Origin of the sequence: Sporosarcina sp. UB5 (genome assembly GCF_050859005.1) — a bacterium.
Lineage (GTDB): Bacteria > Bacillota > Bacilli > Bacillales_A > Planococcaceae > Sporosarcina.
The window spans coordinates 291,660-302,500 of record NZ_CP125984.1; the positions used below are offsets into that span (position 1 = coordinate 291,660).

Annotated in this window: 8 protein-coding genes, 17 tRNA genes and 2 rRNA genes (1 of these 27 only partly in view); 5 read left to right on the forward strand and 22 right to left on the reverse strand. The window is 45.6% G+C overall.

The window, feature by feature from the left end; genetic code table 11:
- Positions 1-28: 28 nt before the first annotated feature.
- The 4 genes from QM454_RS01685 (at position 29) to QM454_RS01700 (ending at position 3,376) form a co-directional block, all read left to right on the forward strand.
- Positions 29-1,360: a hemolysin family protein gene (locus tag QM454_RS01685; RefSeq protein WP_432360771.1), complete on the forward strand. Its 1,332-nt coding sequence runs from the start codon at positions 29-31 to the stop codon at positions 1,358-1,360.
- A 258-nt stretch (positions 1,361-1,618) separates the two neighbouring features.
- Positions 1,619-2,044: a disulfide oxidoreductase gene (locus tag QM454_RS01690; protein WP_432360774.1), complete on the forward strand. Its 426-nt coding sequence runs from the start codon at positions 1,619-1,621 to the stop codon at positions 2,042-2,044.
- Between the two features lies 1 nt (position 2,045).
- Complete coding sequence (locus tag QM454_RS01695; protein WP_432360776.1) at positions 2,046-2,522, forward strand: thioredoxin family protein; 477 nt, start codon at positions 2,046-2,048, stop codon at positions 2,520-2,522.
- The gene (locus QM454_RS01700) at positions 2,522-3,376 is read left to right on the forward strand and encodes an RluA family pseudouridine synthase (RefSeq protein WP_432360779.1); all 855 of its coding nucleotides are present in this window, start codon (positions 2,522-2,524) and stop codon (positions 3,374-3,376) included. The genes QM454_RS01695 and QM454_RS01700 overlap by 1 nt, the downstream gene beginning before the upstream one ends.
- A gap of 45 nt (positions 3,377-3,421) precedes the next feature.
- Here the strand turns inward: QM454_RS01700 and QM454_RS01705 are convergent, their stop codons facing one another.
- The 3 genes from QM454_RS01705 to queG all read right to left on the reverse strand — a co-directional run bounded on the left by QM454_RS01705 (position 3,422) and on the right by queG (position 6,180).
- A complete protein-coding gene (locus QM454_RS01705; RefSeq protein ID WP_432360782.1) occupies positions 3,422-4,252 on the reverse strand; it encodes an aldo/keto reductase in 831 nt (276 codons plus the stop codon).
- Positions 4,253-4,565: 313 nt separating this feature from the next.
- Complete coding sequence (gene trmL / locus QM454_RS01710) at positions 4,566-5,039, reverse strand: tRNA (uridine(34)/cytosine(34)/5-carboxymethylaminomethyluridine(34)-2'-O)-methyltransferase TrmL (protein WP_432360785.1); 474 nt, start codon at positions 5,037-5,039, stop codon at positions 4,566-4,568.
- 13 nt (positions 5,040-5,052) lie between these two features.
- On the reverse strand, positions 5,053-6,180 hold the full coding sequence (gene queG, locus QM454_RS01715) for a tRNA epoxyqueuosine(34) reductase QueG (RefSeq protein WP_432360788.1): 1,128 nt from the start codon (positions 6,178-6,180) through the stop codon (positions 5,053-5,055).
- Between the two features lie 59 nt (positions 6,181-6,239).
- Between queG and QM454_RS01720 the strand changes: the two genes are divergently transcribed.
- Complete coding sequence (locus QM454_RS01720; protein WP_432360790.1) at positions 6,240-6,953, forward strand: B3/B4 domain-containing protein; 714 nt, start codon at positions 6,240-6,242, stop codon at positions 6,951-6,953.
- 398 nt (positions 6,954-7,351) lie between these two features.
- Here QM454_RS01720 and QM454_RS01725 read toward each other — a convergent pair.
- The 19 genes from QM454_RS01725 to QM454_RS01815 form a co-directional block, all read right to left on the reverse strand.
- Positions 7,352-7,432: transfer RNA gene (locus QM454_RS01725), tRNA-Leu, on the reverse strand.
- 34 nt (positions 7,433-7,466) lie between these two features.
- Positions 7,467-7,540, reverse strand: a tRNA-Cys gene (locus QM454_RS01730).
- Positions 7,541-7,550: 10 nt separating this feature from the next.
- A tRNA-Gly gene (locus QM454_RS01735) sits at positions 7,551-7,625 on the reverse strand.
- A gap of 4 nt (positions 7,626-7,629) precedes the next feature.
- Positions 7,630-7,701, reverse strand: a tRNA-Gln gene (locus QM454_RS01740).
- An 8-nt stretch (positions 7,702-7,709) separates the two neighbouring features.
- Positions 7,710-7,785: transfer RNA gene (locus QM454_RS01745), tRNA-His, on the reverse strand.
- A 41-nt stretch (positions 7,786-7,826) separates the two neighbouring features.
- Positions 7,827-7,902 (reverse strand) — tRNA-His (locus QM454_RS01750).
- A 24-nt stretch (positions 7,903-7,926) separates the two neighbouring features.
- Positions 7,927-8,000: transfer RNA gene (locus QM454_RS01755), tRNA-Trp, on the reverse strand.
- Positions 8,001-8,010: 10 nt separating this feature from the next.
- Positions 8,011-8,095 (reverse strand) — tRNA-Tyr (locus tag QM454_RS01760).
- A gap of 12 nt (positions 8,096-8,107) precedes the next feature.
- A tRNA-Thr gene (locus QM454_RS01765) sits at positions 8,108-8,180 on the reverse strand.
- Between the two features lie 12 nt (positions 8,181-8,192).
- Positions 8,193-8,268 (reverse strand) — tRNA-Phe (locus QM454_RS01770).
- Between the two features lie 8 nt (positions 8,269-8,276).
- Positions 8,277-8,352: transfer RNA gene (locus QM454_RS01775), tRNA-Asp, on the reverse strand.
- 3 nt (positions 8,353-8,355) lie between these two features.
- Positions 8,356-8,430 (reverse strand) — tRNA-Met (locus QM454_RS01780).
- An 89-nt stretch (positions 8,431-8,519) separates the two neighbouring features.
- Positions 8,520-8,594, reverse strand: a tRNA-Met gene (locus tag QM454_RS01785).
- Positions 8,595-8,656: 62 nt separating this feature from the next.
- Positions 8,657-8,732: transfer RNA gene (locus tag QM454_RS01790), tRNA-Val, on the reverse strand.
- A gap of 157 nt (positions 8,733-8,889) precedes the next feature.
- Positions 8,890-8,964, reverse strand: a tRNA-Glu gene (locus QM454_RS01795).
- A 22-nt stretch (positions 8,965-8,986) separates the two neighbouring features.
- Positions 8,987-9,077, reverse strand: a tRNA-Ser gene (locus QM454_RS01800).
- Positions 9,078-9,080: 3 nt separating this feature from the next.
- Positions 9,081-9,155 (reverse strand) — tRNA-Asn (locus QM454_RS01805).
- A gap of 53 nt (positions 9,156-9,208) precedes the next feature.
- Positions 9,209-9,324 (reverse strand): 5S ribosomal RNA (rrf, locus tag QM454_RS01810).
- Between the two features lie 147 nt (positions 9,325-9,471).
- A 23S ribosomal RNA gene (locus tag QM454_RS01815) occupies positions 9,472-10,841 on the reverse strand (it continues 1,564 nt past the right edge of the window).

The window sequence follows — 10,841 nt, forward strand, 5'->3', positions numbered from 1 at the left end:
ATTCGGGTGCGGAGCAAAGTAAACTTATTTGGAAATTGCCATACGATTGGCAGCCTTTGCTGCCTTGATCGCACTCACCGCATTTTTTGTTGCGAGTGAATTTGCAATAGTGAAAGTACGAACAACACGGATCAACCAGCTTGTTGCGGAAGGGAACCGCCGGGCGATCACAGCAAAAAAAGTCATCAGCAATCTCGATGAATATTTATCGGCTTGTCAATTGGGCATAACGATAACAGCTTTAGGACTCGGGATGCTAGGTGAACCGACCGTAAAACTGCTTATGAAGCCGGTTTTCTCCCATTTTGAAATTTCCCCACATGCTGCGACAATCCTGTCTTTCATCATCGCATTTACTGTCGTAACGTTTTTACATGTGGTAGTAGGTGAATTGGCTCCTAAAACGATCGCAATTCAACGGGCTGAAGCTATTACGCTAGCATCAGCGAAACCGCTCATATTTTTTTACTTAATTATGTACCCTGTCATTAAAGGGATGAATGGATCGGCACGTTCTATTATCCGCCTATTTGGTTTTAAATCGTCATCCGAATCGGAGGTGGCACATTCCGAGGATGAATTACGATTGATTCTGACCGATAGCCTGAAGGGCGGGGAAATTAACCAATCGGAATATAAATTTGTTAATAAAATATTCGAGTTCGACGATCGACTCGCTAAAGAAATCATGGTACCGCGTACCGAAATGATGACAATCGAGAAAGACGTCACATTGCGAGAAATGTTTGAAATGATGGGTGTTGAGCAATTCACACGATACCCTGTCACGGATGGCGATAAAGACCATGTCATCGGTTTAGTTAATATGAAAAACCTATTAACAGCATATATTAAAGATCCAACAACAGGTGACCAGCCTGTCAGTGAATATATGCAACCGATTATCCGAGTCATTGAAACGATGGCAATCGGCGACCTATTATTGAAAATCCAACGTGAACGGATCCATATGGCCATTCTTATGGATGAATACGGAGGGACTTCCGGACTCGTGACGATTGAAGATATTTTAGAAGAAATCGTCGGAGAGATTCAAGACGAATTTGATATAGATGAAGTACCTGAAGTACAGAAGATTAATGAAAACCATTATATATTGGACGCGAAAATGTTAATTGAAAACGTTAACGATGTTCTCGATATCGACATCGATGAAGAGCATATCGATACGATCGGCGGCTGGTTCATGTCCGAACGTTTTGAAGCTGTTCCAGGTGAAAAGATTATTGAACAAGGATATGAGTTCACTGTGAAAGATGTAGAAGGACATCACATCCTCTACTTGGAAGTCATGAGAAACAAATCAAACGAATTAACAGACGTACAAGTTGAGACTTAAACAAAAGCGCAGGGCGCCTGCTTAGAGGCGACAGGCAAAGCCGTCACGAAGAACGGCTTTTGCGACCACAAGCGCAGCGTTGGGAGCAAGTTTTTTGAGCGCCCGGAGTCTAGACGTAAAAAAAGACGGCATCATCCTATGTAAAAGGGTGATGCCGTCTTTTTATTTACTAAACAATCATAGGGGTTCCGATTATTTTACATGGATACACCCACACCGTATAATCAAAGAGGAGTGTTAGAAATAGGAGTTGACAATATGCACAAACGGTTGGAAAATGGCCTTGTTTTTATTTTCACAATTTCCCTCATCGCCACATTAGGGTCTTTATACTTTTCCGATGTAAGGGGTTATGAACCTTGCACTCTTTGCTGGTATCAACGGATCCTCATGTATCCGATCGTATTGATGACGGGAGTTGCTTTATTCCAGAAGAACGCAAAAATAGCATTGACGACAGCTGTTTTCGCAATTGTCGGTGGTTCCATTTCACTTTATCATTATAGTATCCAGAAACTGAGTTTTTTACGGGATAGCGCACCGGCTTGCGGAAATGTACCCTGTACTGGACAGTATGTAAACTACTTTGGATTCATCACGATTCCGTTTATGGCATTGACGGCATTCGTGCTAATCCTCATTACAAGCCTTTTCTTATTGAAATGGCAAAAGGAGTCTAATTGAAATGAAAAAACTACTAGTTATCGGCGGTGTTATCGTCGCCATCTTCGCTTTAATTATCGTGCTGAATAATCAATCCAACAAAGAAAAGTTGAAGGACAATCCATATGGAACGAAGAAACTTGAACAAGCGACGATTGATTTGCTCGGCAATAAAAATTACAGCAATATCGTCCTTCCGGATGAGCTTTTTGAAAAAGTTACTTCCGGAGAGTCTGTCACAGCTTACTTCTTTTCTCCAACATGCCCGTATTGCATGGAGATGACGCCAATTCTAATGCCGATTGCGGAAGAAAAAGGGATTCATGTGTATCAGTACAATATGCTGGAGTTCGAAAATGAATCGCAACCGTATGGCATCACATCTTGGCCGACACTTGTTCATTATAAAGACGGAAAAGAAGTTGCCCGTTCCGTCGGTCTACCTACAAATCCTGAAGAAGATATCCGTGCCTTCTTCGATGCGTACGATGCGCAATGATGGATAAGTTAACTACGTCCTTCCGTTATCGAACAAGTGAGGAAGGATTGACAGTAGAAGAAATACTTCGGGATGACTGGAAGGCAGGAAAAAAGACTGTCCACCAAATGCGGATGGACAAGGCTGTCATGGATACAGCTGGTCACCCTCTCGAGTGGCGCACGCCATTGGAAGCGGGGACTGAATTGGTCTTTCACTTCAAAGACGTCTACTCTTCGTACAAGCCGGATGAGCACGTCACAGTCTCCATCCTATTCGAGGATGAACATATACTTGCAGCTTTGAAACCAGCGGGCATGGCCATCCATCCAGATGAAACAGATGAGGGTGGGACGTTCATGAATGCCGTTATGGCTCATGTCGTTCGGAACGGCGGAGCGTACGCAGAGCATATCCATCGCCTTGACAAAGGAACAGAAGGAATTGTGCTCATTGCGAAGCACCCGATTGCAAAAGCGCTGTTCGACCGAATGATCGAAGAACGTGCCATTACACGCATTTATCATGCAGAAGTCGATGGACGTGTAAAACGAATGAGAGGGACTCTTCAATACCCGATTGGGCGAGACCGCCACCATCCTACAAGACGCAGAGTTTCACCTGGCGGGCAAGATGCGATTACCCGTTACCGCGTCATTGAACGGAATGATGAGTCGACGCTAGTAGAAGCGAGCCTTGAAACGGGCAGGACGCATCAAATTCGCGTCCACTTTTCCCATATTGGTCATCCCGTCAAAGGCGATACACTTTATGGCGGAAGCGAAACAACGGATGGTAACTATCGATTAATCGCAACGAAAGTTTCCTTTATCCACCCATTTACAAAAGAACTTACAACAATTGAAGCAAAATGAAAAACCGCGGATCAATTCCGCGGTTTTTTGTTTATTAATAACCATTCACGCCTCATCGAACTTTTCAGGATTTGTACCCGTTCGCTCATTACGATTCAAGGCATCGATTTTCATCATATCTTCCTGCGTTAGCTCGAAGTCTTTCACACTAATATTTGACGAGATCCGTGACGGAGTAACCGATTTAGGGATGACGACAAATCCGTGTTGCAAATGCCACCTGATGATGACTTGCGCTGGAGTTTTTCCGTACTTTAATCCAATTTGCTCTAATACTGGTTCATCCATCAGTCTTCCTCTAGCTAGCGGGGACCATGAAGTGATTACAATTCCCTGTTCATTACAGAAGTTGCGTAATGGCTCCTGTGTTAGCCAAGGATGTAATTCAATCTGATTCACCATCGGCTTTACATTTGCAACGTTAAAAACCTTCTCGAGATGGTGGATATGATGATTGGACACGCCTGTAGCCCGAATTAGCTTTTCTTCATAGAGTCGCTCGATTGCACGATATGTATCGACAAATGTTTCCCCGACAGGCCAATGCGTTAAGTAGAGATCCAGATAATCCAATCCAAGTCGTTGCAATGAAGCTTCAAATGCTTTCAACGTCTCATCATACCCTTGGTCCGTGTTCCACACTTTCGATGTAATGAACAGCTGCTCCCTCGGGATGCCCGATTGTCGAATTGCTTCGCCAGTCTCTCTCTCATTCTCATAAATTGCTGCAGTATCAATAGCCCGATAGCCCACTTCTAAGGCATGTGAAATCGCCCGTATTGTTTCTGTAGAGTCAGTCATCTTATAAACGCCTAGGCCAAGCTGAGGCATTTCAACGCCGTTCGCTAGTTTCACTATGCCGTTGAAATAATTCATTCTACTCTCCTCCTATGTGGTTTTATTTTCATTGTACCTGGAATACGTAAGTTTGACGATTAAAGAATTGTATTGTTAATCGAATTGACACAATTTTTCGGTTCAGACATTTCAATTCAATACATTATAAGGTATACTATAAGAAGGACTTATGATTTTACAGGAGGTACATCTGATGAAACTAATCCTTATTCTAGCAGTATGCTTTGCGTTTCTATCGGCAATTTTTACAGGTGGATACGAAGATAAGCCAGGTAAAGTAAGAAAATAAGAATACTAAAACGGGACATGCCTTAAATGGCTGTCCCGTTTTTTATTTCAAATCTAGAAATGATTGTTGCCGCAGTGCCTCGTAGATAAGAATGGCAGCTGTGTTAGATAGGTTTAATGATCGAATGTGATCATTCATTGGAATACGAAGGCATTTCTCCTTGTAACGAGTAGTTACTTCAGTAGGCAAGCCGGTCGTCTCTTTTCCAAAAACGAAGAAGACATCTTTAGATTGGTCAGAATAATTAAAGTCTGAGTAATTCTTCTCACCGAATTTCGTAATGAAGTAAAACTGCGCTTCTGGATAAGCGTCTAGAAACTCCTCTATCCCCTCATGATACGTTATATCGACGTATTGCCAATAATCCAATCCTGCCCGCTTAAGCATTTTATCATCAGTAGAAAATCCGAGCGGTTTTATTAGATGCAGTTTCGTTCCTGTACCAGCGCATGTGCGCGCGATATTCCCGGTATTCGCTGGAATCTGTGGTTCAAATAATGCGACATGTATCGCCATTTCAGCACTTCCTTCATTTAGTTTCCAATACTTTTTCCATCTCATCCTGTACTTCGGAATCCATTTCAATCTCTTTCGCCTTTACGACTGCTTCGATTGCTTCACTCGTTCCGATTTGTCCGAGCGCCCATACTGCTGTACTTCGGATAACTGGACGTTGATCGTTCATGAGCAGCTCTGCCAAAGCGGGCACGGCCGTCTCGTCTTTAAAGTGTGCGATTGCGAGAATGGCATTCCTCTGAATTGGATTCTTCCCTCTCCACGAACCCGCCATATGCCCGTAAGTTTCCTTGAATTGACGATTCGATAAACTGAGCATCGGCAAGAGGAGTGGTTTTGCCAATTCCGGTTCCGGCTGAAATTCAGGTTGATGAAGATTGTATTTCCCTTTATTTTTCGGACAAACAGTTTGGCAAGTATCGCATCCGTATACTCTATTTCCGATTTTCGCACGAAATTCTTCAGGTACCGTTTTTTTCGTCTGGGTCAAAAAGGCAATGCACCGTTGAGCATTAATTTGACCGCCTTGAATTAAGGCTCCTGTTGGACAAGCATCCAAACAGAGTGTACAGTCGCCACATTGATCTTCCATTGGAACATCAGGTGCAAACGGGATATTTGTAATCATCTCTCCTAAGTAAACGTACGAGCCAAACTCAGGAGTGATAACCGAGCAATTTTTCCCAGACCAGCCGATTCCTGCACGTACAGCTACGGCTCGATCTGCAAGTTCTCCCGTATCTACCATCGATCGCATTTTCGCTTCCGGCATCTTTTCAGAAATAAACGTTTCTAGGAGTTGTAGCTTTTCACGAAGGACATGATGATAATCCATTCCCCACGATGCCCTTGCAAAAATGCCGCGCCGTTCACCTTTCTTTCCTCTCGGTGCATTTGTCATTTTAGATGGGTAAGCAATAGCGATCGATATAATACTTTCTGCGCGATCCAGTAGCAACGTCGGTTCCGTTCGTTTTTCGATATCACTTTCCTCGAAACCGGATTGATAACCCAATTCCTGTTGACGTCGCAATCGGTTTTTTAATTCAAGAAAAGGGGCTGCGGTCGTAAAGCCAATTTTATCGATACCGATAGTAGCTGCATATTCTTTTAATGCCAACTGTAGCTGAGCGACATTCACAACGTTCCGCCTCCTTTATGATAGGATTAATAAAAAGAATGATGAAAAAGGTGGTTACAATGAAAATAACGATAGATGAAAATCTATTTCAACATATGCCTAACTTGAAATTAGGCATTATCCATTATACCAAAATTACAGTGTCTGAATCTCCTCAAATGCTAAAAGGGAGACTCCAATTATTCCAAGAACAGCTCTTTTTCGAGTTAGATACGAAGCCTTTAACAGACTTTCCAGGCATTAAGGAATGGAGAGAGACATGGAAAGCTTTTGGGGCAGACCCATCCCGATACAGGCCATCTGCAGAAGCCCTATTCCGCAGGATTAAAAAACAGAACTACTTGCAATCTGTTCATTCAGCGGTAGATCTGAATACATTTTTCTCTCTCCAATATGAAATTCCTGCAGGCATTTACGACTTGTCTAAGATTGTCGGTAATGTCCAGTTGGTCATTGGCGAGAAGGAAGACGGTTATGACGGATTAAATGGCCGTTTTAATTCATTGCACCATATTCTACAGTTAAAGGACGAACAGAGTTCCTTTGGTAGCCCCTATGTAGATTCCGTTAGTACAGCAGTTACCGAAGAGACAACAGATGCACTCCATGTGTTATTTCTACGTCCTTCAATGACTAGGGAAGAAGCTCTTCAACTGACTACTGCATGCGGTAATATGTTTACATCCATTAGTGGTGGCGAGGCTTCTTGTTTTGTCGTTAATCAAGAGTGTCCTTCCGTTATATTGAATGGAACTCATTCAAGCAATATGTAATTACGGTTCTAAATCAAGTGTTGGGGTGATGTGATTTGCACATCACCTTTTAACTTTCTTTAACTTACATTCTGCTATGAATAATGTTGATTTGCGCTACAGGCGGTCGCTTTCCGCCGGCATGGCTTCAGCCGCTTCCTTCGCTTTGCTCAGTCCAGGGTCTTCAGCTCATGCTATTCCGGCAGGAGTCGCCGCCTTTCGCTCCAATCAACGAATCTCCTTCATACTAATAAAGATTGTAGTGAAATAACTCTTTATCAAATACCACAACAATTATTACAGAACCATAAAAAAACGCTCCTTTCCGTGAAAGCGGAAGGAGCGTTTAAAAGGTTGAACAAACTCCCAAAATGGGAAAGAGAAAAGATGCAACCAAGGTTGCATCTTTTCTACGTGGATACCCGAGGCCGGACTTGAACCGGCACGCCTCGCGGCATCGCATTTTGAGTGCGACGTGTCTGCCATTCCACCACTCGGGCATAATTGTTATTCACTTACAGCATAGATAAAATATGGAGGCGGCAACCGGAATCGAACCGGTGGTAAGGGTGTTGCAGACCCGTGCCTTACCGCTTGGCTATGCCGCCGTAAGAAAAATGGAGCGGAAGACGGGATTCGAACCCGCGACCCCGACCTTGGCAAGGTCGTATTCTACCACTGAACTACTTCCGCGAAACTGGGGTAGCTGGATTCGAACCAACGAATGACGGAGTCAAAGTCCGTTGCCTTACCGCTTGGCTATACCCCAAAAGTAAATGGGGCGACTGAAGGGAATCGAACCCTCGAGTGTCGGAACCACAATCCGATGCGTTAACCACTTCGCCACAATCGCCATTATAAAAACATATATATGAAATTAGAAACTTGTATGGATGGGGCGGCTGAAGGGAATCGAACCCTCGAGTGTCGGAACCACAATCCGATGCGTTAACCACTTCGCCACAACCGCCATTATATAGATTTAAAACAGTAATGGCAGGGGCAGTAGGAATCGAACCCACACCAAAGGTTTTGGAGACCTCTATTCTACCGTTAAACTATGCCCCTGTAAGATAAATGGTGGTGGGGGACGGATTCGAACCGCCGAACCCTGAGGGAGCGGATTTACAGTCCGCCGCGTTTAGCCACTTCGCTACCCCACCAAGAAAGGAATATGCCGGCGATAGGAGTCGAACCCACGACCTACTGATTACAAGTCAGTTGCTCTACCAACTGAGCTACACCGGCATAGTATTAAAATGGTGGCTCAGGACGGAATCGAACCGCCGACACAAGGATTTTCAGTCCTTTGCTCTACCGACTGAGCTACTGAGCCACATAAAATGGCGGTCCCGACCGGGATCGAACCGGCGATCTCCTGCGTGACAGGCAGGCATGTTAACCGCTACACCACGGGACCTTTTGGTTGCGGGGGCAGGATTTGAACCTACGACCTTCGGGTTATGAGCCCGACGAGCTACCACTGCTCCACCCCGCGATAATGTTAGTTGTAGGGAATTTAAATCCTACGCATTCAGTTTTGCTTTAAAACTCTGTTACAACTTACTTTAAGTGAATTATACAATTTGGTTGCGGAGGCAGGATTTGAACCTGCGACCTTCGGATTATGAGCCCGACGAGCTGCCACTGCTCCACCCCGCGATAATGCTAGTTGCAAGAAATTTAAATCCTGCGCATTCAGTTCAGATAAGTTAAGTTATAAATGGTGGAGGATGACGGGTTCGAACCGCCGACCCCCTGCTTGTAAGGCAGGTGCTCTCCCAGCTGAGCTAATCCTCCAGTTAAAATTGCGATAAGCTTCGCATTACTGCGTCAGCTTCATTCGTTCAGTCAGTCACGTACCGTGGTACGCTCCTTCCCTCTCTCAATCGCTTCCTTGTCCTACTCGCTTCTCCCAATTTTTACGGGATCCGCTATAATTCTTAGGTTTTAAAAATGGTGACCCCTACGGGATTCGAACCCGTGTTACCGCCGTGAAAGGGCGGTGTCTTAACCGCTTGACCAAGGGGCCATATGTAAGTAGGAAATAAATCTGGCGGAGAGCAAGGGATTTGAACCCTTGATACGCGATAAACGTATACACGATTTCCAATCGTGCTCCTTCGGCCACTCGGACAGCTCTCCAATTGGCTCCGCAGGTAGGATTCGAACCTACGACCGATCGGTTAACAGCCGATTGCTCTACCACTGAGCTACTGCGGAATAATGCTATAATAAGATCTCAGTGACTTATTACGGTCATCTTAGAAATGACAGCCCAGCGACGTCTTACTCTCACAGGGGGAAGCCCCCTACTACCATCAGCGCTGAAGAGCTTAACTTCCGTGTTCGGTATGGGAACGGGTGTGACCTCTTCGCCATCATCACTGGACTACTTTTTTCACAAGACAAGTATTATTATATCAAATCTAGTGAATTTGTCAAGCGTTTTTCAAAATAAATTATTTTGTTCGCTCAAAACCGGATAAAACTAACATTGTTGCTGAACTTCAAGTTCAACCGTACTTAATTAACTTATAAGGTTAAGTCCTCGATCGATTAGTATCCGTCAGCTGCACGTGTCGCCACGCTTCCACCCCGGACCTATCCACCTCATCTTCTTTGAGGGATCTTACTTACAAATGTAATGGGAAATCTCATCTTGAGGGGGGCTTCATGCTTAGATGCTTTCAGCATTTATCCCGTCCATACATAGCTACCCAGCGATGCCTTTGGCAAGACAACTGGTACACCAGCGGTATGTCCATCCCGGTCCTCTCGTACTAAGGACAGCTCCTCTCAAATTTCCTGCGCCCGCGACGGATAGGGACCGAACTGTCTCACGACGTTCTGAACCCAGCTCGCGTACCGCTTTAATGGGCGAACAGCCCAACCCTTGGGACCGACTACAGCCCCAGGATGCGATGAGCCGACATCGAGGTGCCAAACCTCCCCGTCGATGTGGACTCTTGGGGGAGATAAGCCTGTTATCCCCGGGGTAGCTTTTATCCGTTGAGCGATGGCCCTTCCATGCGGAACCACCGGATCACTAAGCCCGTCTTTCGACCCTGCTCGACTTGTAGGTCTCGCAGTCAAGCTCCCTTATGCCTTTGCACTCTACGAATGATGTCCAACCATTCTGAGGGAACCTTTGGGCGCCTCCGTTACACTTTAGGAGGCGACCGCCCCAGTCAAACTGCCCACCTGACACTGTCTCCTGCCCGGATCACGGGCAAGGGTTAGAAGTCCAATACAGCCAGGGTAGTATCCCACCATTGCCTCCTCCGAAGCTGGCGCTCCGGATTCCAAGGCTCCTACCTATCCTGTACAGGCTGCACCGGAATTCAATATCAGGCTACAGTAAAGCTCCACGGGGTCTTTCCGTCCTGTCGCGGGTAATGCGCATCTTCACGCATATTATAATTTCACCGAGTCTCTCGTTGAGACAGTGCCCAGATCGTTACGCCTTTCGTGCGGGTCGGAACTTACCCGACAAGGAATTTCGCTACCTTAGGACCGTTATAGTTACGGCCGCCGTTTACTGGGGCTTCAATTCGAAGCTTCGCTTGCGCTGACCTCTCCTCTTAACCTTCCAGCACCGGGCAGGCGTCAGCCCCTATACGTCACCTTACGGTTTTGCAGAGACCTGTGTTTTTGCTAAACAGTCGCCTGGGCCTATTCACTGCGGCTCTCTCGGGCTTTAACACCCTACCAGAGCACCCCTTCTCCCGAAGTTACGGGGTCATTTTGCCGAGTTCCTTAACGAGAGTTCTCTCGATCACCTTAGGATTCTCTCCTCGCCTACCTGTGTCGGTTTGCGGTACGGGCACCTCCCGCCTCGCTAGAGGCTTTTCTTGGCAGTGTGAAATCAGGGACTCCGGGGATAATTCCCCTCGCCATCACAGCTCA

Bases quoted from the DNA above. Each gene is read 5' to 3' on its own strand.
- QM454_RS01695 (WP_432360776.1), top strand. From the start codon at position 2,046: ATGAAAAAACTACTAGTTATCGGCGGTGTTATCGTCGCCATCTTCGCT.
- QM454_RS01700 (WP_432360779.1), top strand. From the start codon at position 2,522: ATGGATAAGTTAACTACGTCCTTCCGTTATCGAACAAGTGAGGAAGGA.
- QM454_RS01720 (WP_432360790.1), top strand. From the start codon at position 6,240: ATGAAAATAACGATAGATGAAAATCTATTTCAACATATGCCTAACTTG.
- trmL (WP_432360785.1), bottom strand. From the start codon at position 5,039: ATGGCGATACATGTCGCATTATTTGAACCACAGATTCCAGCGAATACC.
- QM454_RS01690 (WP_432360774.1), top strand. From the start codon at position 1,619: ATGCACAAACGGTTGGAAAATGGCCTTGTTTTTATTTTCACAATTTCC.
- QM454_RS01705 (WP_432360782.1), bottom strand. From the start codon at position 4,252: ATGAATTATTTCAACGGCATAGTGAAACTAGCGAACGGCGTTGAAATG.